Origin of the sequence: Hypericibacter terrae (genome assembly GCF_008728855.1) — a bacterium.
In the GTDB taxonomy this organism is placed as follows: domain Bacteria; phylum Pseudomonadota; class Alphaproteobacteria; order Dongiales; family Dongiaceae; genus Hypericibacter; species Hypericibacter terrae.
Map to the genome: position 1 here is coordinate 3107371 of NZ_CP042906.1, position 24110 is coordinate 3131480.

At 64.3% G+C, this 24110-nt stretch carries 18 protein-coding genes; 7 read left to right on the forward strand and 11 right to left on the reverse strand.

Annotated features, from left to right (window positions below; genetic code table 11):
• Positions 1 to 52 precede the first annotated feature (52 nt).
• The 3 genes from FRZ44_RS14170 to FRZ44_RS14180 all read left to right on the forward strand — a co-directional run bounded on the left by FRZ44_RS14170 (position 53) and on the right by FRZ44_RS14180 (position 4734).
• Positions 53 to 1624 carry an arylsulfatase gene (locus FRZ44_RS14170; protein WP_191908106.1) on the forward strand — a complete coding sequence of 524 codons (1572 nt, stop codon included), beginning with the start codon at positions 53 to 55 and terminating at the stop codon, positions 1622 to 1624.
• Positions 1625 to 1692: 68 nt separating this feature from the next.
• A complete protein-coding gene (locus FRZ44_RS14175) occupies positions 1693 to 3681 on the forward strand; it encodes an arylsulfatase (RefSeq protein WP_225308257.1) in 1989 nt (662 codons plus the stop codon).
• A 351-nt stretch (positions 3682 to 4032) separates the two neighbouring features.
• Positions 4033 to 4734 carry a DUF3313 domain-containing protein gene (locus FRZ44_RS14180; RefSeq protein WP_191908107.1) on the forward strand — a complete coding sequence of 234 codons (702 nt, stop codon included), beginning with the start codon at positions 4033 to 4035 and terminating at the stop codon, positions 4732 to 4734.
• Between the two features lie 70 nt (positions 4735 to 4804).
• Here FRZ44_RS14180 and FRZ44_RS14185 read toward each other — a convergent pair whose 3' ends face one another.
• The gene (locus FRZ44_RS14185; protein ID WP_151177810.1) at positions 4805 to 5587 is read right to left on the reverse strand and encodes a hypothetical protein; all 783 of its coding nucleotides are present in this window, start codon (positions 5585 to 5587) and stop codon (positions 4805 to 4807) included.
• Positions 5588 to 5618: 31 nt separating this feature from the next.
• A complete protein-coding gene (locus FRZ44_RS14190; RefSeq protein WP_225308258.1) occupies positions 5619 to 6323 on the reverse strand; it encodes a MarC family protein in 705 nt (234 codons plus the stop codon).
• A gap of 178 nt (positions 6324 to 6501) precedes the next feature.
• On the opposite strand from FRZ44_RS14190, the gene FRZ44_RS14195 reads away from it, so the two are divergent.
• Positions 6502 to 7152 carry a response regulator gene (locus FRZ44_RS14195; protein ID WP_151177811.1) on the forward strand — a complete coding sequence of 217 codons (651 nt, stop codon included), beginning with the start codon at positions 6502 to 6504 and terminating at the stop codon, positions 7150 to 7152.
• 376 nt (positions 7153 to 7528) lie between these two features.
• Complete coding sequence (locus tag FRZ44_RS14200) at positions 7529 to 8761, forward strand: sensor histidine kinase (protein ID WP_151177812.1); 1233 nt, start codon at positions 7529 to 7531, stop codon at positions 8759 to 8761.
• Here the strand turns inward: FRZ44_RS14200 and FRZ44_RS14205 are convergent.
• Positions 8742 to 9599, reverse strand: a complete 858-nt coding sequence (locus tag FRZ44_RS14205; protein WP_151177813.1) for a pirin family protein — start codon at positions 9597 to 9599, stop codon at positions 8742 to 8744. The two genes, FRZ44_RS14200 and FRZ44_RS14205, sit on opposite strands and share 20 nt — an antisense overlap.
• 10 nt (positions 9600 to 9609) lie before the next feature.
• Positions 9610 to 10785 carry a M20 aminoacylase family protein gene (locus FRZ44_RS14210; protein ID WP_151177814.1) on the reverse strand — a complete coding sequence of 392 codons (1176 nt, stop codon included), beginning with the start codon at positions 10783 to 10785 and terminating at the stop codon, positions 9610 to 9612.
• A gap of 207 nt (positions 10786 to 10992) precedes the next feature.
• Between FRZ44_RS14210 and FRZ44_RS14215 the strand changes: the two genes are divergently transcribed.
• Complete coding sequence (locus FRZ44_RS14215; RefSeq protein WP_225308259.1) at positions 10993 to 12828, forward strand: adenylate/guanylate cyclase domain-containing protein; 1836 nt, start codon at positions 10993 to 10995, stop codon at positions 12826 to 12828.
• Here the strand turns inward: FRZ44_RS14215 and FRZ44_RS14220 are convergent.
• From FRZ44_RS14220 to FRZ44_RS14225, 3 genes are all read right to left on the reverse strand, one after another.
• Positions 12825 to 13514 carry a Crp/Fnr family transcriptional regulator gene (locus FRZ44_RS14220; protein ID WP_191908108.1) on the reverse strand — a complete coding sequence of 230 codons (690 nt, stop codon included), beginning with the start codon at positions 13512 to 13514 and terminating at the stop codon, positions 12825 to 12827. The two genes, FRZ44_RS14215 and FRZ44_RS14220, sit on opposite strands and share 4 nt — an antisense overlap.
• 191 nt (positions 13515 to 13705) lie before the next feature.
• Positions 13706 to 14209 (reverse strand): GMC oxidoreductase, encoded by a 504-nt coding sequence (locus FRZ44_RS27315; protein WP_225308260.1) that lies wholly within the window; start codon positions 14207 to 14209, stop codon positions 13706 to 13708.
• Between the two features lie 49 nt (positions 14210 to 14258).
• Positions 14259 to 15308, reverse strand: a complete 1050-nt coding sequence (locus tag FRZ44_RS14225; RefSeq protein ID WP_225308261.1) for a GMC family oxidoreductase N-terminal domain-containing protein — start codon at positions 15306 to 15308, stop codon at positions 14259 to 14261.
• A gap of 250 nt (positions 15309 to 15558) precedes the next feature.
• Between FRZ44_RS14225 and FRZ44_RS14230 the strand changes: the two genes are divergently transcribed.
• Entirely contained in the window at positions 15559 to 16419 is an 861-nt protein-coding gene (locus FRZ44_RS14230) for a 3-hydroxyacyl-CoA dehydrogenase family protein (protein WP_151177816.1), read from the forward strand.
• A gap of 22 nt (positions 16420 to 16441) precedes the next feature.
• Here the strand turns inward: FRZ44_RS14230 and FRZ44_RS14235 are convergent, their stop codons facing one another.
• The 4 genes from FRZ44_RS14235 to FRZ44_RS14250 form a co-directional block, all read right to left on the reverse strand.
• On the reverse strand, positions 16442 to 19564 hold the full coding sequence (locus FRZ44_RS14235; protein ID WP_151177817.1) for an efflux RND transporter permease subunit: 3123 nt from the start codon (positions 19562 to 19564) through the stop codon (positions 16442 to 16444).
• A gap of 16 nt (positions 19565 to 19580) precedes the next feature.
• On the reverse strand, positions 19581 to 20795 hold the full coding sequence (locus FRZ44_RS14240) for an efflux RND transporter periplasmic adaptor subunit (RefSeq protein ID WP_151177818.1): 1215 nt from the start codon (positions 20793 to 20795) through the stop codon (positions 19581 to 19583).
• Positions 20796 to 21125: 330 nt separating this feature from the next.
• Positions 21126 to 21800 carry a PepSY domain-containing protein gene (locus FRZ44_RS14245; protein WP_151177819.1) on the reverse strand — a complete coding sequence of 225 codons (675 nt, stop codon included), beginning with the start codon at positions 21798 to 21800 and terminating at the stop codon, positions 21126 to 21128.
• Between the two features lie 125 nt (positions 21801 to 21925).
• A complete protein-coding gene (locus FRZ44_RS14250) occupies positions 21926 to 23986 on the reverse strand; it encodes an EAL domain-containing protein (RefSeq protein ID WP_151177820.1) in 2061 nt (686 codons plus the stop codon).
• Positions 23987 to 24110 lie beyond the last annotated feature (124 nt).

Sequence of the window (24110 nt, forward strand, 5' to 3'; positions counted from 1 at the left end):
TCCCGCTTGGCATCGTCTATCACGCCTCCGCCGAGGCCTCGCGACGATCTGCATGACAGCACTGGTCGGCGTGGCGGCGATGATGCCGGCGCATGCGGCAGACCAGAAACCCAACATCATCTTCATCATGGGAGACGATGTGGGCTGGTTCAACATCGGTGTCTATAACCAGGGCATCATGGCCGGCCGGACTCCCAACCTCGATCAGTTGGCCTCCCAAGGTATGCGCTTCACGGACTACTACGCCGAGCCTAGCTGCACCGCGGGCCGCGCCAACTTCATCACCGGCGAGCTTCCGATCCGAACCGGCCTGACCACGGTCGGCCAAGCGGGCTCGCCCCTCGGCATGCCGGCCGAGGCGCCCACGATTGCGACCGCCCTGAAGGCGCAGGGTTATGAAACGGGGCAGTTCGGCAAGAACCATCTCGGCGACCTCAACAAGTTCCTGCCGACCGTCCATGGTTTCGATGAGTTCTTCGGCTATCTCTATCACCTGGACGCGATGGAAGATCCCTCGCACCCGAACTATCCGCAAGACCTGATCGACAAGGTCGGCCCGCGCAATATGGTGCATTCCTGGGCGACCAACGTGGACGATCCGACCGTCGATCCGCGTTGGGGCAAGATCGGCATGCAGAAGATCGAGGACGCCGGTACGCTCTATCCGGAGCGCATGAAAACGGTCGACGACGAGATCCTCGACAAGGCCCTGAAGTTTGCCGACAAGGCGCGGGGCGACAACAAGCCCTTCTTCATGTGGCTCAATCCGACACGCATGCATGTCGTCACGCATCTTTCCGACAAGTATGAGGCGATGCGCACGTCGGAGAATGGCTGGAGCGAGGAAGAAGCCGGCATGGCCCAGCTCGACGACATCGTCGGCTCGGTCATGAAGTACCTGAAGGACAACAATCTCGAAGACAATACCATTGTCGTCTTCAGCACCGACAACGGCGCCGAGAACTTCACCTGGCCCGACGGTGGGCAGACTCCCTTTGCCGGTGGCAAAGGAACCGTGATGGAGGGCGGCATGCGAGTGCCGGCCATCATTCGTTGGCCGGGGAAAGTGCCGGCGAACAAGATCGAGAACGGCATCATTTCCGGTCTCGACTGGTTCCCGACATTCCTCGCAGCCGCGGGCGACCCCAATATCGCGGAAGAACTGCGGCAGGGGAAAAAGCTCGGCGACACCACCTACAAGGTGCATCTGGACGGCTACGACCAGACGGCCATGATCACCGCCCAGGGGCCCTCGGCGCGACATGAAGTGTTCTACTTCGCCGAAACGACCCTCGGCGCCGTCCGGATCGATGATTACAAATACCGCTTCATCGACCAGCCGAACGGCTGGCTCGGCGGTACGGTCAAGGTTGATTGGCCAATCATCACGAATCTCCGGATCGATCCGCTGGAGCGGACTGGCCTCACCGGGTCCTTGGCGTTCTATAATTGGTTCGTCTATCAGTTCTGGCGTTTCACATTCGCCCAGCAGGAAATTGCGAGCTATGCCCAGACCTTCCTGGACTTCCCGCCGATGCAGGCGGGCGCGAGCTTCAATCTGGAAGCCTTGAAGGAAGAGCTGAATAAGAAAATGGAGGCGCTGAAGGCCCATCCGACCGACTAACCGGCTGTAATGGCCTCAAATGCAAGCGGGCACCCTCTCACGAGGGTGCCCGTCGGCGTTTCAGCGTCTTGCATTCGCCGATCCTTCGTCCGGGACCGACCCCGGGCCGCGTGACATTTGGGCGATGGCGTAAAATGACAAGACCGAAGGCCGCCGCCGACCGATCCTGGGTGGGAACGACTTCCCAACGGCTTTCGCCGGCTTTGTGCCGTGCTCGATGGTGCGACCGCACCGGCAATCGTTGGCGATGCCCCGCCGGCAGCCTGCAAAGCATCTGGCAGAATCAAAACCTCTACAGCTGCTATCAGGCGCAGCACCTGAAAGAAAGAGGCAGCAAGATGACGATACCTCGGATGATTCCTCCCTGGCGCCACCTCTCCCGTGTTCGCCGGGGCCTTGTGATGATCGGCATGACAGCACTTGTCTGCATGGCGGCTCTCGCGCCATCCCATGCGGCGGACCAAAAGCCCAACATCCTCGTCATCATGGGTGACGATGTCGGCTGGTTCAACATCGGCGCCTATCACCGGGGCATCATGTCCGGGAAGACGCCGAATCTCGATCAGCTCGCCGCCAATGGGATGATGTTCACCGACTATTATGCCGAAGCCAGCTGCACGGCGGGCCGCGCGAGCTTCATCACCGGCGAGATCCCGTTGCGGACCGGCTTGACGACAGTCGGTCAGGCGGGCGCAGACGTCGGCATGCCCGACCAGGCCGCGACACTCGCTCTGGCTCTCAAGGCTCAGGGCTACGCTACGGGTCAGTTCGGCAAGAATCATCTCGGCGATCTCAACAAATACCTGCCGACGCTCCATGGCTTCGATGAGTTCTTCGGGTATCTCTATCACCTCGACGCGATGTCGGATCCCTACTGGTACTCGTTCCCGAACGATCAGGCTTATCGCGACCAGGTCGGCCCTCGCGATCTGATCCACAGCTGGGCGACGGATACCGACGACCCGACGGAAATGCCGCGCTGGGGTCGGGTCGGCAAGCAGAAGATCGTCGACGAAGGTCCGCTCGCTCCCTACCCCGACATGTCGAATGTGCCCAACATGCACGACATCACGCCGAAGGCTAAGTACGACATGACGACCTTCGACGAAGTGCTGGTCAAAGCCTCGTCAGATTTCATGGACAAGGCCAAGGCCGACGGAAAGCCGTTCTTCGTCTGGCATAACACGACGCGCATGCATGTCTGGACCTTCCTGTCGCCGAAGTATCAGGCGATGATGAACAGCGAGACCAACTACGGTCTCGAGGAAGCGGGGATGGCGCAACTCGATGACAACGTCGGCGCGCTCATCCAGCACGTCAAGGACATGGGCGAGCTCGACAACACCATCATCATCTTCACGACCGACAACGGCGCTGAAGTCTTCACCTGGCCCGATGGCGGCATGACACCCTTTGAAGGCACCAAGGGCACCGTCATGGAAGGCGGCTTCCGGGCGCCCGCGATCATCAGCTGGCCGGGCAAGATCAAGCCCGGCACAGTCGAGAACGGCATCTTTTCGGCCTTGGACTGGTTCCCCACCCTCACCGCTGCGGCCGGTAACCCGAACGTCACCGACGAGCTCTTGAAGGGCCTGCAGTTGGGCGACCGGACTTACAAGAACCATCTGGACGGTTATAACCAGCTCGATCTGCTGGAAGGCAAGGCGCCCAGCGCGCGTCACGAGTTCTTCTACTTCGGCGGCCCACATTTGGGGGCCATTCGCGTCGACAACTTCAAGTTCCAGTTCTACCAGCAGCCCGAGGGATGGCCTGGTGCGAAGGTCACGACCGACATGCCCACCATGGTCAATATCCGCCAAGATCCCTTCGAACGGACTCCGTCGATCAGCGGTCAAACCTTGAACGACCTCGGCGGAGGCTACATGAATGACTTCTATGCGCGTGAGTTCTGGCGTTTCGTCACGGTTCAGCAGGAAGTCGCGAACCTGGCCAAGACCGCGATCGACTACCCGCCGATGCAGGATCCAGCCTCCTTCAATCTGGATGCCGTGAAGCGGGAGATCGAGGAAGCGATCAAGAACAAGCCCGGCCAGTAACCTGGCCAGCTGAGTCGAATGACCGATGCGACGGGCGGCTCCGCAAGGGGTCGCCCGTTTGCATGCGGGCCGCCCGCTTTCTTGGCACTTCAGAAAAAGACCCTGGGCATGACCCAGGCTCCATATCCGGGTGCCCCGGTCGCCAGCGGGCAACCTCCCTGGAGGGTGCGTCCGCAAGCGATTCCGGGCCACTCAGCCGCTCGCGTTGGCGCAGGCTGACAAGACAGCAGGCCCTGAACCCCGCAGATAAGAGACAATGCGAGAGGCCGTCTCCCAGCCGCCTGAAAGTCGTTGCCCGCTGCGGCGCGCTTGCATGCCCAGGGAATGCTCCCGTGGAAGAAGGATGTGAAGATGAAGACGAACTATCGCACGCATCGAAAGGTGCTATTTGCGGTCGCAATGGCTCTTGCCATTGCCGCCTGCGCGCCCACGAAACAGAGCGCGGACTTCAAGCTCGCGGACGGCTTCCTGCCGAAGCCGGTGCTCCTGAAGCCGGGCAAGGAAGATCAGGCGGCCCTGGTCTATATCGATCCCACCGTCAACTTCCCGAGCTACGGCATGATCCTGATCGAGCCGGTGATGGTCTGGACCACGCCCGGCACGGCCTTCGACAAGGTCCCGGCCGAGCAGCGCCAGGCCATGGCGAACGATCTCTACGCTCATCTTCACAAGAAGATTTCCGCGGTCTGCGACGTGGTGGATGCGCCCGGCGCCGGGGTCATGCGGATCCGGGTCGCGCTCATCGACGCCGAGCAGTCCGATCCCGTCGCCAACACCATCTCGACCTACGTTCCGCAGGCCCATGTGCTGAATCTTCTCAGCTCCTATGCCTTCAATGGCGGCGTGGGCGTCTTCACCGGTTCCGCCACGGCGGAAGGCTACGCGACCGATTCCGTGACCGGACAGGTTCTGTGGGAAGGGGCGGACAAGCGCGCCGGATCGAACGCCATCGGCACCGACACGCTCAACTCCTGGGAGGACGTCTACAACACCTTCGACGCCTGGTCCGACAAGTTCGCGAAGCGCCTGCTCGCCCTCGGCGCCTGTCAGTAAACGAAAACTCCCGGCGTCCTTCTTGGGGGCGCCGGGAGCCGGCCGTCGAGCGTCCGCAGGAAACGCCGCTTCAGGGCGCCTTGGCGAGCTGCTTACCGAGCTTCGTATTGTCGTGATAAAACAGCATCGCCGAGATGCTGACCTTCTCGACCATGGCGATCAGCCCCGCACCGGGCGCGATCAGCCGGTAATAAGTGTCTGAGATCGACGCGGGCCCGACTTCGCCGTTGTAATCCCAGCGGATCAGGGCCGCATCATAGGTGCCGGCAGGCACCGTCACCTTGTATGCACCGATATAGGTGTAGGTGATATTGAGCGTTCCGGTATGGGTGATATCGGTCGGGTCCGAAATGTCGGCGACTTTCACGGCGACCGCCACCTGCCGGCTCTGCCCCGCCTGAAGCCCGGCCAGCACCAGGGGCTCGCCCGGCGAGAAGGTCGTGATGACGCTCTGTTTCAGATCCTTCTCGCCGACGACGATGAGATTGCCGCCATTCTCCTGCATATATTCAGTGCTGACCTTCTCGATCGCGTAGCTCATTCCCGGCGCAAACTGAGGTTCGGTGCTCTTCACGAAGTGATGATCCTCGTTCCACTGATTCCCGTCGGAACCGACGACCTGGTAGGTGAGGACGGCACCTTCCTTGGGCGCGTAGGACATCGGCGCCTGCAGCGACGGTGCGGGAACGGCAGCGCCGACAACGCCGGCTCCGAGCCGCTTATCGAGCTCGTCCTTCGCGTCGGCGGGAAGCGGAATGACCGGGTCGGCGGCCCTGGCCATCGGTCCGGTCGCGATCAGGAGGGACAAACCCAGAAACAGAGGGACGACGAACCGGCGGGAGCAGATCGGCATGACGGGGTCTCCTGAAGGAATAGCGGGCGATCTATGTGCCCGAGTGGAACTGGGGCAGGCTGCCGAGCAGGTCGCTGAGGCCGATCCACAGGATCTGCATCCCGATGCAGAGAAGGATGAAGGCGGTCAGCCGCACCAGCGCATCGGTACCGGCCTCGCCCAGCAGCTTGGCGATACGATCGCTCCAGCGATAACAGACGAAGACCAGGATAGCCAGACTTGCGGCGGCCGCGGCGCCCCCGAGCACCTTCCATATCACGCCGCCCTCCCCGACTTCCGGGTTGGAGGTGCCCAGCGCAATCGCGGTGGCGATGGTGCCCGGTCCCGTGGTGAGCGGCATGGTCAGGGGATAGAAGGCCTGGCGCATGATCGCCGCCGGATTGAGATCGGTGTCGGTGTCGACGTCGGAAGACCTGCTGTCGGCCGGCGCGTTCATCAGTTTCCAGCCGGCCGCCGCGACCACCATGCCGCCGGCGACGCGCAAGACCGCCACCGAGATCCCAAAGAAGGCAAGCACATAGGCGCCCACCAGCAGCGAGGCGATGATGATCAGGAAGGAGAAGACGCCGATCCGCGTGGCAAGGTCGCTGCGATGCCGGTGATTCAAGCGGCGCGTCATAGTCAGGAACACCAGCGCGCTGCCGGGCGGGTTCACGACAGGAAACAGGGCCCAGAACACAAACAGAAAAGTGCTGCTTGAAATGGCGAATGCATTCACCGCGCTGGCAGCCGTCACCTCAAGCTCCTTGGGTTCGGTCCCGTAACGTGGACGAGCGTCTTGAGTTGACCATATCGGATTGTCCGGGTCGACTGTCACCGGCTCGGGAGACAGGCCGGGGTCAAGAGATTATTGTCCGCCCGCATGCCATGACGGTAGTCTGCAGGCAGCGAAGCAGCAGAGGCTAGGCGTTCAGTTGGCCCGGATTCTCATCGCCGATGACCATGACATCGTCCGCCGGGGCGTACGCGACCTGCTGGCGGAGCGGACCGATTGGGAGATTTGCGCCGAAGCCCGCAATGGCGCGGAGGCTGTCGAGCTGACCGGCCGGCTCAAGCCCGATGTCGCCATCCTCGATCTCTCCATGCCGGACATCAACGGCATCCTCGCGACCCGGCAGATCCGCAAACTGTCGCCCGATACCGAAGTGCTGCTCTTCACCATGCATGAGAACGAGCACCTCATCCATGAGGTGCTCGCGGCCGGCGCGCGGGGCTATCTGGTCAAGTCTTCGGCCGTGGGCGAACTGACCCGCGCGATCGACCAGTTGCTGCAGCACAAGCCCTATTTGTCGCCAACCATCGCCGAGGCCGTCATGGACGGCCATCTCCAACTCGAGCCGAAGAAGCGGAGCTCACCCTCGCTCTACAACCAGTTGTCGGACCGCGAGATCCAGATCGTTCAGCTTCTCTCGCAGGGCCTGACCAGCAAGCGGATCGGGACGTCCCTGGGTATCAGCGTGAAAACGGTCGAAACCCATCGCGCCAACATCATGCGAAAGCTGAGCGTCGGCTCGATCGCGGAGTTGGTGCGCTACGCGATCCGCAACAATCTCGTGATCCCGTGATCCTGGCTCCTGCCGCCAGTTCCTCCGTGGTAACTACCGATCAAATACTAACGTGGCTCCCGATGCCGCGTTTGATGGTCTTTCACAAGGCTTGAACCTCAAGTCGTGCCAAGCTTTCAACAATTCTCTGTCTAACCTCTTGGAATAACTCTAAGCCCGTCACGATTGACTGGCCGGCCAGGAACCAGGGGTAGGAAACGGGATCCACGGGGTCGATCGACAAGCGAAGCTTCTCTGTCATTTCATGACCTCATCCTTCACAGAACTCGGTAGAATCCCTGAGTCTCGATAAGAGCGGGGCGCCTTGCCGGATGGGGAAGCGATCATTACCGAGCGAAGACGGACTGAGGACGGCACCTCCACGGAAAGATCGGGCATGACCACGGCGGCCAGCGAACGAGAATCCAATCTCGACCGGAAGCGGCGCGCCGAGCGTGGCGCCGATCTTTCTCGATCGCCAATGGCCCGCAGCTCGACCGCCGTCGCCAGGTCGATGGCGGAGCCTCAATCCGCCGCGCCCGAGAGCGACTTGTTCCTGCAGCGAACGATCGATGCGCTGTTGCCGCATGTCGCCATCCTCGGCGAGGCCGGCGAGATCCTGATGGTCAACCGGGCGTGGCGGGAGTTCGCGCGCGACAATGAACCGAAAGCGGCGGCGGCGGGTGTTGGCCACAAATATCTCGATGTCTGTCAGGCGGCCGCGGGCATCGACGATCAGGCCTGGCAGATCCATGAGGGCATCGCCGCGCTCCTGTCCGGCGGCAGGGCGGAGTTCAGTCTCGAATATGGCATCGACGCGATCGGAGGGCGGCGGCGTTTTGCCTTGCGCGCAACGCGATTGGCGGGCGCCGGGCCGACGCGCATCGTCGTCTCCCATGAAGACGTGACGCAGCTCGAAAGAGCCGACCACCGGCTTCGCCATCTGATGATCCAGCATCATGCCCAGGAAGACGAGACGCGGCGCCATCTCGCCCGCGAGCTGCATGACGTGACGGCGCAGAAGCTCGTGGCCGCGTCTCTGTTGATTGCCAAGGTCGACCGGCTGATCGGCGACGTCGACCCTGCGACGCGAAAAGGCATCACCGAGGCCCGGACTCTGATGGAAGAGTCCCTGTGCGAGATCCGGTCCCTCTCCTATCTGTTTCATCCACCCCTGCTGGAGGAACTGGGCCTCGCCGCGGCCATGCGCGCCTATATCGAAGGTTTTGGCCAGCGGACGGCGATCGCCATGCAAGCGGAGATCGCCGACGACCTCCCGCGCCTGACGCGCGCCGCCGAGATGGCGCTCTATCGCGTTCTGCAGGAGGCTCTCGGCAATGTCTATCGCCATGCCAGGAGCCCGGTCGTCATCCTGCGGTTCTATCGGCATGACGTGAAGACCCGCCTCGAGATCGAGGATCGCGGCATCGGCATCGCGGGCGCCATGGCGGATGGCCGCCTCGATCCCGCGCGGGCCGGCGTGGGGCTGCTGGCCATGAAGATGCGGATGGAGCAGATCGGCGGCGACCTCGAGATACGGACGGGGGCAGGCGGCACCCGGGTTTGCGCGATCCTGCCCGATCGCGCCTGGGCCGGGAGCCTGGCGCCGGTCAGTCCGGCAAAGGAATGAGCTCGGTCTCGCCAGGGACCTGACCCATCCGCTGCGCGCGCCAGTCGGCCTTGGCCTGCTCGATCCGCTCCTTGGAGCTGGAGACGAAATTCCACCAGAGATGACGCCGTCCGTCGATGGCGGCACCGCCGAGGAGCATGACGCGCGCGCCCTTGTCGGTCCGGAGCGCGTCTCTGCTACCCGCGTGGAAGACCGCCATGTCGCCCGTCGTGAGAGCTTGGCCGCCGACCCGCAGTTCGCCGCTGACGACGAACACGGCTCGTTCCTCATGATCCTCGGGCAACGGCAACCGCCCGTTGGGGCCGAGGATCGCATCGACATAGAGAGTGGGACTCAACACACGGGCGGGCGAGGTGCGGCCATAGGCATGACCCGCGATGACCCGGAGGACGACTTCGCCCTCGCGCCACTCCGGCAGGTCGCCGCGACCGACATGCTGGAAGGACGGGTCGGACTCCTCCTCCGATTGCGGGAGCGCGACCCAGCTCTGGATGCCATGCAGCAGATGACCGCGGGCACGAAGCTCGGGGCCGGTGCGTTCGGAATGCACGATCCCGCGGCCGGCGGTCATCCAGTTCACATCGCCGGGCGTGATGGTCTGGACCGACCCCAGGCTGTCGCGATGCACCTGGGCGCCCTCGAAGAGATAGGTCACGGTCGCGAGCCCGATATGGGGATGCGGCCGCACATCGACGCCCTGGCCGGGCGCGAAGGTCACGGGCCCGAAATGGTCGAAGAAGACGAACGGGCCGATGCTGCGCCGCTCGATCTGCGGCAGCAAGCGGCTGACCATGAAGCCGTCGCCCAGATCGCGCGGCTTGCCCCTGATGATCACCATGGCGGAAGACCTAGGCCGACCGCGGCATGGCGGTCTCGACCAGGCGCGCCCAGTAGCTCGCCCCGACCGGCAGGGTCTCGTCGTTGAAATCGTAATGGGCGTTGTGCAGCACCCCGCCCTTCTCCGCCGTGCCGCCGCCGAGGAAGATGTAGCAGCCGGGTTTGGCCTGAAGCATGAAGGCGAAATCCTCGGAGCCCATGGTCTGCATGTAATTGCGGTCGACGCGCTCCGCTCCCACCACCTGCTCCGCCACGCTCACCGCGAAGTCGGTTTCCGCCGCGGTGTTGATGGTGGGCGGATAGCGCCGCTCATAGCGCAGCGTCATGGTGGCCCCGAAGCTCTGGCAGACGCCCTCGGCGATCCGGCGGATTGCCGGCTCGATCGAATCCTGGATGCGCGGCTCGAAGCTGCGGCAGGTCCCGCGAATGACGCAGGATTCCGGGATCACGTTCCAGGCGTCGCCGCCATGGATCTGCGTCACCGACACCACGGCGGCGTCGAGCGGCGCCACATTGCGGCTGACGATACTCTGCAGCGCGGTCACGATATGGGCGCCGGTCAGGAGCGGATCGATCCCGTGATGCGGCATGGCGCCGTGCGAGCCCTTGCCGATCACGATGATCTCGAAGATGTCATAGGACGCCATCATCGGGCCCGTCCGCACGCCGAACTGTCCAGGCGGCAGATGCGGCCAGTTATGCATGCCATAGACGGAATCGACCGGGAATTTTTCGAACAGGCCGTCGGCCACCATCACGCGTCCACCGCCCTCGTTCTCTTCGGCGGGCTGGAAGATGAAATGGACCGTGCCGGCGAAATTCCGGGTCTCGGCCAGATAGCGCGCCGCGCCCAACAGCATCGTCGTGTGACCGTCATGGCCGCAGGCATGCATCTTGCCCTGATTGCGGGATTTATGGGCGAAGCCGTTTTCTTCGAGGATGTGGAGCGCATCCATGTCGGCGCGAAGCGCGATCGCGCGGCTGCCCGGGGCCGAGCCCTTGAGGGTACCGACGACACCCGTTCCCGCCAGCCCGCGATGGACCGCGATCCCGAAACCTTCGAGCTTGGCGGCGACGAAATCCGACGTGCGATGCTCCTCGAACGCCGTTTCTGGGTGGGCATGGAGATCGCGGCGCCAGGCCGTCATGTCGGCCTGGAATTCGGCGATGCGGTTGATGATCGGCATGAGACGACCGCTCTCTGATGTTGACGATCTGCGTGGGGACCCGGGCGCCAGGATAACCCAGGAGCCAAGACTTCGCGAAGGCTGTTTCGGGGCGGCGGATACCCGGGAATCGCCCGGTTTTCTTGCCGTTGGCGATCGGGCCGCCTATCCTTGCGCGGCGGACATCCCGGATCGTTTCTCACCCCCCGCGCGCTCCGAAGGCAGGACATGGGCAGGGCCCGACAGCAGAGCTGGGTCTGGCATTTCGACCAGCCGGTCCACGCCATGTGGGAGGTGCTGGCTGACACCGCCCGTTTCAACGAGGCGGCCAAGCTGCCCAAGCATGAGATCATCGAGATCCCGCAGCCCGACGGCGCCGTGCATTATTTCGGCCAGCTGAAACGCGGGCCGATCACGCTGAAATGGCGCGAGCGGCCGGTCAACTGGATCTATGAGCGCTGGTTCGAGCATTGCCGCGAGTTCTCGAACGGCCCTCTGCTGTCGCTCTGTGCCGCCTTCGAGCTCGCGCCGGAGGGAACCGGCAGCCGCGGCACCTACACCATGACGGTCGAACCGCGGAACTGGCTGGGGCGCCTGATCCTCGCAGGCAATTTCTTCAGCAAGACGGGCAGAACCTTCGCCGCCCTCGCAGCCCAGGCGGCGGCGTTCGCAGGCGGCAAGCGCGAGCAGCCTTTCGATTACGAGCCACCGAAGCCTTCCGAGGAGACCCGGCGTCGCGTCCGGGACGCTGTCCGGGCGATCGAAGCGACGCCCAACGGACATGGGCTGGCGCAGCGCCTCGCCGATCATCTGCTGACCGCCCAGGAGGTCGATCTCTGGCATGTGCGGCCGCTCGAGCTGGCACGGAAATGGCAGGTCGACCCGCGCCCGGTGATCGAGGTCTGTCTGCAAGCCGTGCGGAGCGGACTGCTCGAGTTGCGCTGGGATGTGCTCTGTCCGCGCTGCCGGGTGGCCAAGGCCTGGTCGGGTTCGCTGGACCGTCTGCCGACCGGCGCTCATTGCCCGAGCTGCAATATCGATTACGACCGCGATTTCTCGAAGAATGTCGAGGCCGTGTTCCGGCCCACGCCCGCGATCCGGCCCCTGACCAGCGGCGAATATTGCCTGTTCGGCCCCCTCTCGACGCCTCACATCAAGCTCCATCTGACGCTCGACCCGGGGCAGTCGCGCGAGCTCGAGGTCGCGCTGCCGCATGGCCCCTATCGCTTCCGCACGCTGGAGCCCGGTCCGGAACAGTCGATCGATTGGCGGGACGGAGGATTCCCCAGCCTGGTAGCCCGTGACGACCGGCTCGAATTGGGCGTTCCCTCTCCTCTTGAGACGGTCCGCCTCTCGAACCTGAGCCGGCGCCCGATCACGATCGTGCTGGAGGATCGTGCCTGGATACAAGACGCGCTGACGGCGGATCGCGTCACCGCGATCCAGGCCTTTCGCGATCTCTTCGCCGGCGACGTGCTGCGGCCGGGCGACGATGTCGGCATCAGCGAGATCACCCTGATGTTCACCGACCTCAAGGGCTCGACCGCGCTCTATGAGCGGGTGGGCGACGCCCGGGCCTATCATGTGGTGCGCGAGCATTTCGCCTTCCTCGCCGGCATCGTCCGCGATCATGACGGTGCCATCGTCAAGACCATCGGCGATGCGGTCATGGCCGCCTTCGCCGACCCCGCCTCGGCCATGCGCGCGGCCCTGGCCATCCAACGCAAGGTCGAGAGCTTCAATGCGACCCATGGCGAAGGGGCCATCGTCATCAAGCTCGGGCTGCATAAGGGACCTTGCATCGCCGTGACGCTCAACGACCGGCTCGACTATTTCGGCTCGACCGTCAATCTGGCGGCAAGGCTGCAAGGTCAGAGCGTCGGCGGCGACATTGTGATCTCGGCATCCCTGGCCGAAGACGCGGGTGTCAAAGCGGTCCTCGGGCCTCTGGCGGCAAGCGAGGAAGCCGCCGAGATTCGCGGCTTCGATCGCCCGGCCCGGTTCCGCCGATTGAAGCCGGCGGCGATTTCGATGGACATGGCGGAGTTCGCGCCCCGCGCCTAAGCGGCCTCGTCCTGCGCCGCTTCGGCCTGAGGCAGGGTGCATTTGAGCTTGTAAACGAGATCCCGGCCCATCGTCCGATGGATGGCGGTCCTCAGCTCCTCGTCCACCTGCAGCAGCTTCGACAGCCGCGTCTTGGAGATCGAGAAGATCCGGCAGGGGCCGACGGTCGTCACCGTCGCGCAGGCGGGGGCACCGGTAAGGAAACTCATTTCCCCGACGAAGGAACCCGGCTGCACCAGGGCCACGATGTCGCCATTCACCTCGACCTTCGCCATCCCCTCGGCCACCACGAAGAGCTCAGAAACGGACTGGCCTTCGACGGTCAGTTCCCGCCCGCCGTCGCAGCGCCGCCATTCGCCGCTCTTGAGCAGGCGATGGAACGCAACATAGGTCATGCCCTCGAACAGGCCCTGATGCAGGCTGCGTTCATGCTCGTCCAGCGAGACCCCGAGGCGCGCCCTGGCCATCAATACCAATTGGACGGCATTGATCGCCACGAAGATCAGGGCCCAGACAATTCCCACCCACAGGGGTGGAGTCGAACCGAAGTAGAAGTAGAGCGCTTCGAGACTGAGGGCGAGAATCGCCAAGGCCCGCAGCCAGCATATGTTCGTCACGATGTAGGAGAAGGCGAGGATCGCGTAGCAGAGATTCGCGGCCAGGTTCTCCCAATTCAGGGCTGTCATCAGCGCGTCCATAGGTCCCTCCCCTATCCCGTCGGTGAACAGCGGGGAAACCTTGCGACGGCCAATCGACGTCATGATGTCGCCGAATGCTTCAATTATTGCAGAAAGGCTCGAACTCTTTTGCGGGTGCGAAGAGGACTCGCGGCGGAATACAGCAACGCTCCTCCCCTATCCGGCCGAATGGGCCGCCGTCAGCGCTGCGACTGGCGGAAATTCATGGCCCGATAGTAACCGACTGTTTCTACCGGCAGCAGTTCGCGGCCGCGGATCCGATCGGCGATCTTCTCCGCCATCATGATGGTGGGCGCGTTGATGTTGGAGGAGACGACATTCGGCATGATCGAGGCATCGACCACGCGCAAACCCTCCAACCCATGGACCCGCCCCCCTTCGTCCACGACCGACAGATCGTCCACGCCCATCCGGCAGGTGCAGGAGGGATGGTGCGAGGTCTCGGCCTTGCGCCGGGCAAAGGCGTCGAGATCGGAATCGCTGTCGACGGCGGCGCCGGGTGCGATCTCTGTGCCGCGAAATCCGTCGAACGCGGCTTGCGCCACCACCTCGCGCGTCAGCCGGATGCCGTCGCGCACCTCGGTACGATCCTCCTCGTCAGACAGATGATTGAAGAGGATACGGGGCGGCGCGAAGGGATCGGCCGAAGCCAGCCTCACATGGCCGCGGCTGCGCGGCCGCATCTGGCTCAGATGAACCTGGAAGCCGTGGCCATCGATCTTCTCGGCACCGTCATAGCTGATCGCGACCGGCGCGAAATGATGCTGCAGGTTGGGAAACTCGACGCCCGCGCGGCTGCGGAAGAAGCTCCCGGCCTCCCAGATATTGGAGGCGCCGACTGGTGGCGGGATAGAGCGACACCGGCTGGGTGCAGCGGTACTGCACCAGAAAATCGAGGTGATCCTGCAGGTTCTCACCGACGCCCGGGATGTCGGCGATCACGGGGATTTCGAGCGCCCGCAATTCCTCGCGCGGACCGACGCCGGAGAGCTTCAGGATCTGCGGCGAGTTGATCGCACCGGCCGAGAGGATGATCTCGCCGCCCCGCGCCTTCCGCTTCCGCCCGTTCTCGAAGAACTCCACGCCGTTCGCGCGTTTGCCGTCGAACAGCAGCCGCGAGACCCGGATCTTGATCTTGAGATCGATGTTGCCGCGTTCCCGCGCGGGATGGAGATAGCGCCGCGCCGCGCTGGAGCGCACCCCGCCGAAGGTCGACCGTTCCATCCGGTAGAAGCCTTCCTGGCGATAGCCGTTCACATCCTCGGTCAGGGCGTAGCCCGCCTGCTGCCCCGCCTGGAGAAAGGCCTGGAACAGCGGATTGGCGCAGTCGGGGATGGTCACCCGGATCGGGCCGTCGGCGCCCCGGTAGGCGCTGGGGCCGAGCGCGCTCGTCTCCATCTTCTTGAAGTAAGGCAGGCAGTGCCCATAGGACCAGCTGCCCAACCCCTTCATCGCCGCCCAGCGCTCATAGTCGAGCGGGTTGCCGCGCAGATAGACCATGCCGTTGATCGAGGATGAGCCCCCGACGACGCGGCCGCGCGGGTAATAGACGCGCCGCCCGTCGAGATGCGGCTCTGGCTCGCTGTGATAGAACCAATTATAGCGGTCTGACTCGAGAGGCACGGCCAGCGCCGCCGGCATCCGCAGCATATAGAGGCTGCGATCCATCGGGCCGGCCTCGAGCACGAGGATTCGCACGGAAGGATTCTCGCCCAGGCGATTGGCGAGCACGCAGCCGGCCGAACCGGCACCGATGATAATGAAGTCGTAGTCCTGCGCCACCCGGGTCCGGTCCCATCGTTACCACGCCCCGACCCCGCGTCGCACGACGTCCGGCCGGGGCCAGCTTCCGGGATTTGCGCTGGGGCGTAAACTGGGATTCCTCGCAGAGGGCTTGTCCTAGGACACTGCGCCGACCGACGGTATCCAATGCCCTATGATAGCCAGCGACTCTGGGACGGCCCGCCCCGGAACAGGCTGCAGAGATTGGTGTCGAGCGTTCGACCGAGTTCGGGATCGCAGGGGGACAGGGATGAAGGACGACATTCGCAAGGTCGGCGTGGTCGGCGCCGGATTGATGGGAGCCGAGATCGCGCTGACCTTTGCCATCGCCGGCTATCCGGTGCGCCTGGTCGATCAGACCGAGGAACGCCTTGCCGCCGCGTCGGAGCGGCTCCTGACCCTGGTCAGGAAGGGGATCGCCCACGGGCTCTATCCGCCGGAGCAGAAGGACGCGGTCTTTGCGCGGCTCGCCACGGCCACCGATCTGGGCAGCCTCGCGGACTGCGGCTTCGTCACCGAGGCGGTGTTCGAGGAGGAAGCGGTCAAGGCCGGGATCTTCCGCGCGCTCGATCGCGTCTGCCGGCCGGACTGCATCCTTGCCAGCAACACCTCGACGATCCCGATCTCGACTCTCGCTTCCTATGTCGGCGACGCCCGCCGTCCGCGCTTCCTTGGCACGCATTACTTCTCGCCGGTCTCGCGGATGAAGCTGGTCGAGGTAATTCCCGCCTTCACGACCGCGCCCGAGATCGTCGCCCGCGTGCGCGAGCTTTGCGAGGAGGTCGGCAAGACCACCGTCCTGATCAAGGACGTCACCGGCTTCGCGGTCAACCGCATGCTCCATGCCTTCGTCATCGAGGCGATCCGGCTGGTCGAAGAAGGCGTCGCCAGCCCCGAGGACATCGACCTCGCCTGCAAGCTGGCCCTGGGCCACCCGATGGGTCCGTTCGAGCTGATGGACGCCACCAGCTCGCAGCTCTGCCTGCAGGTGCATGAGATCCTGCACGACGCCTATGGCGAGCGGTTTCGCCCGAGGCCGCTGCTCAAACAGCGAGTGAAGGCGGGTTTCGTCGGCGGTCGGGGAAAGCCCGGCTGGAGGAAGCGGCGCTGACGCCCTGGTTTGGGGCGGCGCCCTACTCCGCTGGGGCGCCGGCCGGCTCCTCGACCGGCGGCGCGCTGGAGCGTCGCCGCCGGAACCAGGCGCCGAGCTGATCCAGATAGATATAGACCACCGGCGTCGTATAGAGCGTCAGCGCCTGGCTGACGACAAGGCCGCCGACGATGGCGAAGCCCAGGGGCTGGCGGATCTCCGAGCCTGTTCCCGTTCCGATCATCAGGGGGACGCCGCCGAGCAAGGCCGCCATCGTCGTCATGATGATCGGCCTGAAGCGAAGCAGGCAGGCCTCGCGAATGGCGGCGACCGTGTCCAGTCCGCGATTTCGCTCTCCTTCTATGGCGAAGTCCACCAGCATGATGCCGTTCTTCTTGACGATGCCGATCAGCAGCAGCACGCCGATCAGCGCGATCAGGCTGAAATCGAAGCCAAAGATCATCAAGGTGGCGAGCGCGCCCAGGGCCGCGGATGGCAGGGTCGACAGGATGGTGATCGGATGGATGTAGCTCTCATAGAGCACGCCCAGGATGATGTAGATGACCGCGATCGCCGCCGCGATGAGATAGGGCTCGGTCGCCAGCGAGGTCTGGAAGGCCTGGGCATTCCCCTGGAAGGTGCCGATCACCGTCGGGGGCATGTTCATCTCCGCCTGGGCCGCGGTGATGGCCGCGGTCGCCTGGCTGAGGGCCGCACCGGGAGCCAGGTTGAAGGACAAGGTGACCGCCGGGAACTGCGCCTGATGATTGATCGACAGGAAGGCCGTCGGCATGGTCGTCCACTTTACCAGCGACGCCAGGGGCACCTGCTCTCCCGTGGTCGGGGAATGCAGATAGAGGCTGTTCAGATCCCGCGGGCTGGTGGCCTGATCGGGCGTGACCTCCATCACCACATGGTAGCTGTTGAGCTGGGTGAAATACTGCGCCACCTGCCGCTGCCCGTAAGCGTCGTTGAGCGTGTCGTCGATCATCTGCGGCTCGATGCCGAACCGCGAGGCCTGGTCGCGATCGATCGTGACAGTCAGCGTCGCCCCGCCGGTCTGCTGATCGGTCGCGACGTCCCGGAGTTCCGGCAGCGTCTTCATCCTGGCCTGAAGTTTCGGCGCCCACTCGTTGAGCTCGTTCAGGTCCGCGTCCTGCAGCGTATACTGGTACTGGGTGCGCGAGAGGCGGCCGCCGACATTGATGTCCTGCGCGACCTGAAGAAAGAGCGCCGCGCCCTCCACCTGGGCGAGCTTCGGCTGAATTCGCCGGATGACTTGATCGGCGGAAACATCCCGCTGATCCTGCGGTTTCAGGGCGATGAACATCTTGCCGTTGTTCTGCGTCTGCGCACCGCCCGAGCCGATACTCATCAGCACGTTCGCCACCGCCGGGTCCTGCATGACGATCTTGGCCAGCGCCAACTGGCGCTCGCGCATATCCGCGAAGGAAATATCCTGGGCGGCTTCCGAAGTCCCGAAGATGAAGCCGGTATCCTGCTGCGGGAAGAATCCCTTGGGGATGACGACGAACACGTAACCCGTGGCCAGCAGGGTCGCGAAGAAGACCGCGAGCGTGATCCTGCGATGGGTGAGCGCCTGGTCGAGGGTCCTGTGATAGCCGTTCAGCAGCGCGTCGAAGGCGCCCTCCGACAGCCGATAGAGGCGCCCATGCCTGACGCCGGCTTCGCCGCGCAGGACCCGGGACGCCATCATCGGCGTCACGGTCAGGGACACCAGGGCCGAGACCAGAATCGTCATGGTGACCGTCACGGCAAATTCATGGAACAGCCGACCGACAATTCCACTCATCAGCAGCAAGGGAATGAACACCGCCACCAGCGACAGGCTGATCGACACGATGGTGAAGCCGATCTCCCCGGACCCCTTGATCGCGGCCTGCATCGGCGTCAGGCCCGCCTCGATGTGGCGTTGGATGTTCTCCAGCATCACGATCGCGTCGTCGACGATGAAGCCGACCGAAATGGTGAGGGCCATCAGCGACAGATTGTCGAGGCTGTAGCCCAGGGGATACATCAGGGCGGCAGTCGCGGCCAGCGCGAGGGGCACCGTCACGCTCGGGATGGCGGTCGCCCAGAGGCTGCGAAGGAAGATGAAGATCACCAGCACCACCAGGGCGATGGAGAGAACCAGGGTAAACTGGATGTCCGAGATGGACGCCCGGATGGTCTGGGTCCGGTCGACCGGAACCGCGATCTTGATCGAGGCCGGAATCGCGGCCCGGATCCGGGGCAACGCATTCTCGATCTTCGCGACGGTGTCGATGACGTTGGCCCCGGGCTGCTTGTAGACGGGCAACAGGATCGCCCGCGTGCCGTTCGACCAGGCTGCGAGCTTGTCGTTCTCGGGGCCGTCGATGGCCTGGCCGATGTCACGGATGCGAACCGGCGCACCGTTGCGGTAGGCGACAATGATGTCGTTCCAGGGCTCCGCCTGTAGCACCTGATCGTTGTCATAAATGGTGAAGGTCCGCGTGGCGCCGTCGATCGTGCCCTTGGCGCTGTTGGTGGTCGCATTCACCAGGCTCGCGCGGACATCCTCGAGCGCCAAACCCAGCGAGGCAATCTTCTGCGGATCGATCTGGACCCTGACCGCCGGCTTCTGCTGCCCAGCGACGCTGACCTGGGCGACGCCCGAGATCTGGCTGATCTGTTGGGCAACGATATTCTCCGCATAGTCGTCGACCGCGGTCAGCGGCAATGTGTCCGATGTCAGCGACAGAACGACGATCGGCGAATCCGATGGATTGACCTTGCGATAGGTCGGCGGCGATGGCAGGTCCTGCGGCAACTGGCCGCCCGCGGCATTGATGGCCGTCTGCACATCCTGGGCGGCTCCATCGATGTTGCGGCTGAGATCGAACTGGACGGTGATGGCGCTGTTGCCGAGCGTGCTGCTCGACGTCATCTGCGTCACGCCGGGAATCTGCCCGATCTGCCGCTCCAACGGCTGCGTGACCGACGAGGCGATGGTCTCCGGACTGGCGCCGGGGAGTTGTGCCGACACCTGAATGGTCGGGAACTCCACTTGCGGCAGCGGCGCCACCGGCAGGAGCGGATACGCCACCACCCCGACCAGCAGCATCCCGGTCATGAGCAGCGAGGTCGCAATCGGGCGCTCGATGAAGACGCTTGAGATCCCCATGACGGCTTCCTGCTTCCTATGGCGCCGTGCTGGAGGCCTGCCCGGAGGCTGTGGTGGGTGTCGATGCCGACGAGGTGCCGGTGGTCCTGTATGCGACCAGCGAGCCCTGTTGAAGCCGATACTGTCCGGAGATCACGACCTTCTCCCCCGCGGCGAGACCGTCCTCGATCACCGCAACGCCCCGGGCGATCTGTCCGACCTTTATCTTGCGAAGATCCGCGGTTCCGTCAGCCTTGACGACGAAAACGGAGTAACCGTCCGGCCCGCGCTGGAGGGCCGGCGTCGGGATCGTCGTTACATTCCGCTCGGTATCGGCGAGCAGGCGGATGTCCACGAACTCGCCGGGCCAGAGAGCCCCGTCCTTGTTGGGGAAGGTCCCCTTCAGGCGGATCGTGCCGGTGGTCTGATCGATCTCGTTGTCGATGAGCGCCAGGGTGCCGGTCGCGACGACCTTGCTGCCGTCGCCGCTCACGACGTCGATCGAAACGCCGCCGTTTGCCATCGCGCTTCGCACCGGATCCAGATCGTCCTCGGGCAGGGTGAAAATCACGGAAATCGGCGCGACCTGCGTGACCACCACGAGACCGTTGGGGTCGGTGGCATGGATGATGTTGCCCTGGTCGACGAGCCGGATGCCGGTCAGGCCGTCGATGGGCGAGGCGATGGTGGTGTAGTCGAGCTGCGTCTGCGCATTGTCTATCGCGGCCTGGTCGCCGATGATCTGCGCATTGAGCTGGGCGACGAGGGCGCGCTGCGTATCGTCCTGCTGCTGGGCCGCGTAACCCTGCTTGGCAAGGTCTTCGAAACGCTGCAAATCGCGCTTCGCGTTGGCGATCTGCGCCTCGTCCTGCGCCTTCTTGGCGACCGCCTCGTCGAGAACCGCCTGAAAGGGCCGAGGATCGATGATCGCGAGCACGTCACCCGCCTTCACCTTCTGGCCCTCCGTGAAGGTCACCTTTTCCAACTGGCCATCGACCCGGGACTTCACAGTGACGGTGTTGAACGCCTGCACCGTGCCAAGGCCGTCCAGATAGTGCGGCACATCCTGGGTCGCCGCGACGGCGATCTGGACCGGTATTGCCGGCGGCGGTGGCGGTTTGGTCGCCGCATCCGATCCCGGCGCCCATCCGCTGTGCCACCAGATGAGATAGCCGCCGCCCAGGATTGCGATGGCGGCAAGCGTGGAAATCAACCGGGGACGGCGACGAGAGGTGGATTTCAGGTCTGTCATCGGTCACTCGATCCCGCGAGCCTGGGCCACAGCATCATCGCCGGCCGCTTGCATAATTCCGGTCCCAGGGCCCCCCGCGACACAGGCCGCATCGGAAGGGAAGAAGCTGCATCACCCCTTCAGCCAACAGATGGCGCGCTGCAGCATTCCCGCAAATTAAGATGGGGAGAGGCAGAACCAGAGCCCCCTTTCCGATCTTTCATGACAGGGATAAAAGGATCGGCCGGGCGGCTCTAGAATGATCGGATCGGAACTGGAGAACTCCTGCTCCGTCGCGGACGGCGCCGTCAGGAGGGCAGCTCGTGACGGCGCCGCGTTCCGCAAGTCCGGTCAATTCGCGGCGACGATCGTCGGATTGTCCGGCGAGACCCACAGGGTCTGGAGGGCTCCCTTCTCGATCACCGAGACATGATAGGCGCGAATGCCTTCCTCCCTTTCGAGGGAAGCGGCGATCGGCTCGCCGTTGCTGTCCTTCGCCGCGATCGCCACTGCGTCCGCGAGGTCGGCCTTGGCCTGCTCGATCACGCCCACGTCGGCACGCTCCGATGGATTCAAGCGATGCAATGTAAATCCATGAGCAGCGCCGACGACGGCACCGTTCTCGGCATCGACCGTGGAGCGATAGAGCCGGTTGTCCTTGGTCACCCACACCACGTAATGCGGCTTGCCGGGTCCCGCCTTGAACTCCGCGTCGACCGCCGTGCCGTTCGTGGCTCGTTGCGCGTCTGCAATGGCCTCGTCGAGCGAGACGGGGCCGGCGCCGAATGCGGATATGTCTTTGGGGGTTACGCGTTCATAGAGCGAGATGAACCGAACCGGACTCGTTGTCGCCTCCTTGTCGGGCGAGGCGACCACTGCCTTTTGGCCGGCGCTGTTTGTCGCGGGTACGCCAGGCGAGATCCCCGTCTCTCCCGGGCTGGCGGCAAAGGCTGCCGGCGCAGCGGCCACCACCACAACCATCATGGCGGTGGAAAACATCATTCTACGGAACATGGCGAACTCCAATGCAGATCATGGTCGAGCCATCCGGTTGATGGACGGCCCTTCTGGATCTACCTTGTGTGCGCTCCTTAGCAGCGCCTTGCCGGGCGCTTAAAACCTCGTCATGCCATCCGCCAGCAGGGGAGGCTTCAGGAGCCCCACTCCGGCGGCGAGGCGAGCAGCGCCTGAATCCCGGCGACATTGACCGGCCGCGAGAAATAGTAACCCTGCCCGGCTTCGCAGCCGAGCGCCCGCAGTTTTCTCAGATGCCTTTCGGTCTCGACGCCTTCCGCGACCACTTCCATGCTCAGGCTGCGGGCGAGATTCAGGATCGTATGGACGATTTGAAGGCCCTCTTTCGCATTGTCCATCTGCAGCACGAAGGATCGGTCGATCTTGAGCACGTCCAGCGGGAAGCGGTGCAGATAGCTGAGCGACGAATAGCCGGTGCCGAAATCGTCGATGCTGATGCGCACGCCAAGCGACCGCAGCTGCCCCAGCACGCTGATCGCGCGCTCCGCATTCGCCATCGTCGCGCTTTCGGTCAACTCCAGCCGGACCGTCTCGGGATCGATGCCGGTATCCGCGATGATATGCTGGATTTGCGGCACCAGGTCGGGTTGCGCGAACTGACGGGCCGACAGGTTGACGCTGATCGTCAGGGGCCGCTCGCGCGGAAACTGCAGCTGCCAGGCGCGGGTCGTCTCGCAAGCCTCGCGCAGCACCCACATCCCCAGATCGAGGATGAGGCCGGTGTCTTCGGCGACGGAAATGAAATCGCCCGGATAGATCAGCTCCGTCGTGGATTTCTGCCAGCGCACCAAGGCCTCGAGTCCCGAGATATCGCCCGTCCGCAGATCGACGATCGGCTGATAGTGCAGGATGAAATCCTGATTCTGAAGCGCGCGGCGGAGGTCGGCCTCGAGCGCCAGTTGCCCCACCGCCTGCACATGCATCGTTCGGTCGAAGACTTCGTAGCGGCTCTTGCCCAACGCCTTGGCGCGGTACATGGCCAGGTCGGCATCGCGCAGAACCTCGTCGGCAGTGGCATAACCGGTGGCGCTCAGGGCGATGCCGATGCTGGCTTCGACATAGATCTCCTGACCCTGCAGCGTGAAGGGCATGCGCAGCGCGGCCAGCAGGCGGTCCGCAATGCGGACGGCGTCGCTCAGATCCTCGATATCGTCCAGCAACACGGTGAATTCGTCGCCGCCCAACCGCGCCAGGGTGTCACGAGCATCGCTCCTGCCATCGCCCCCGCGGCTCAAGCCCGTCATCCCCGGCCGAACCGGCGGCGCCAGCCCCGCGCTGGGGCGCGCCACCATGTCGGTCTGGCGCAAGGAGGCCTGGAAGCGGGTCGCCACTTCGACGATGAGACTGTCGCCGGCGAGATGGCCCAGGCTGTCATTGACCAGCTTGAAGCGGTCGAGATCGATGAAGAGGACCGCAAAATTCGCGCCTGGATGGCGCTTGTGGCGGGCGATCGCCCGCGTGAGCCGATCGAGGAAGAGCGCACGGTTCGGCAAGCCCGTCAGCGGGTCATGAGAGGCCTCATGGATCAGCTTCTCGTCCGAGCGCTGTCGTTCGACCACACGTCCGAGCTGGGCGCCGATCCGTCCCATGAGCCAGAGCAAGGTCGCGTCCGGCTGCCGCTCGGCATAGGAGAAGAACTCCAGCACGGCCGTGACTTCGGCCCGGACCATGACCGGAAAGCCGAAGGCCGATTTGAGACCTGCCGCCCGCGCGGACTTGGCGAAGATGAAGTTTTCGTCGGCGGCCGCCTCCGTCATCCAGGCAGGGGCGCCGGTCGCGAGGATACGGCCGGGCAAGCCGAGCCCGGGCCTGTATCTCATCCTGTCCGCTTCCCGGCAGAAATCCCGCAGGCTCTCGGTGTCGCCGCCGCACCAGCCGCCGGTCGATACCATGCCGGGAGTCCCTTCGACGGCCTCCGGCATGCAGGCATGACCCAGGGGCCAGCCGGTGAATTCGCAGATCCGGGCGATGGCGAAGTCGAGCGCGTCGCGCACCGATGTGGTCTGGTTGGCGAAGACCGCGACCGCTTCCAGCAGTTCGAGCTGTCTCAGTTTCTCGTGGAGCTCGGGCAAGCTCCGGGGGATGCTCTCCGCAGCGACGTGCGCCTTGCGCTCGCGATCGAGGCGCCGGCATTGCTCATCGGTCTCCTCGGGGCGATCTGTTGTGGATCCGTCCATGGCTCGATCACGTGGCCCGGCCGAAGGCGGTGCGCATCTCGCATCGCGGCTCGCCATTAGGCCGGCCTTCGAGGTCATCGACCTCGGCCGCCTCGTGGTGTCGCGCCGCGATTTCTGAGATGCC

What these genes read in the sequence shown, in the direction of transcription:
- FRZ44_RS14185 (WP_151177810.1), bottom strand. Translation starts at nt 5,587, where the DNA reads ATGCCGATCTGCTCCCGCCGGTTCGTCGTCCCTCTGTTTCTGGGTTTG.
- FRZ44_RS14235 (WP_151177817.1), bottom strand. Translation starts at nt 19,564, where the DNA reads ATGGGGATCTCAAGCGTCTTCATCGAGCGCCCGATTGCGACCTCGCTG.
- FRZ44_RS14205 (WP_151177813.1), bottom strand. Translation starts at nt 9,599, where the DNA reads ATGGTGATCATCAGGGGCAAGCCGCGCGATCTGGGCGACGGCTTCATG.
- FRZ44_RS14250 (WP_151177820.1), bottom strand. Translation starts at nt 23,986, where the DNA reads ATGGACGGATCCACAACAGATCGCCCCGAGGAGACCGATGAGCAATGC.
- FRZ44_RS14230 (WP_151177816.1), top strand. Translation starts at nt 15,559, where the DNA reads ATGAAGGACGACATTCGCAAGGTCGGCGTGGTCGGCGCCGGATTGATG.
- FRZ44_RS14180 (WP_191908107.1), top strand. Translation starts at nt 4,033, where the DNA reads ATGAAGACGAACTATCGCACGCATCGAAAGGTGCTATTTGCGGTCGCA.
- FRZ44_RS14215 (WP_225308259.1), top strand. Translation starts at nt 10,993, where the DNA reads ATGGGCAGGGCCCGACAGCAGAGCTGGGTCTGGCATTTCGACCAGCCG.
- FRZ44_RS14210 (WP_151177814.1), bottom strand. Translation starts at nt 10,785, where the DNA reads ATGCCGATCATCAACCGCATCGCCGAATTCCAGGCCGACATGACGGCC.
- FRZ44_RS14200 (WP_151177812.1), top strand. Translation starts at nt 7,529, where the DNA reads ATGACCACGGCGGCCAGCGAACGAGAATCCAATCTCGACCGGAAGCGG.
- FRZ44_RS27315 (WP_225308260.1), bottom strand. Translation starts at nt 14,209, where the DNA reads ATGCGGCCGCGCAGCCGCGGCCATGTGAGGCTGGCTTCGGCCGATCCC.
- FRZ44_RS14240 (WP_151177818.1), bottom strand. Translation starts at nt 20,795, where the DNA reads ATGACAGACCTGAAATCCACCTCTCGTCGCCGTCCCCGGTTGATTTCC.
- FRZ44_RS14220 (WP_191908108.1), bottom strand. Translation starts at nt 13,514, where the DNA reads ATGACAGCCCTGAATTGGGAGAACCTGGCCGCGAATCTCTGCTACGCG.
- FRZ44_RS14170 (WP_191908106.1), top strand. Translation starts at nt 53, where the DNA reads ATGACAGCACTGGTCGGCGTGGCGGCGATGATGCCGGCGCATGCGGCA.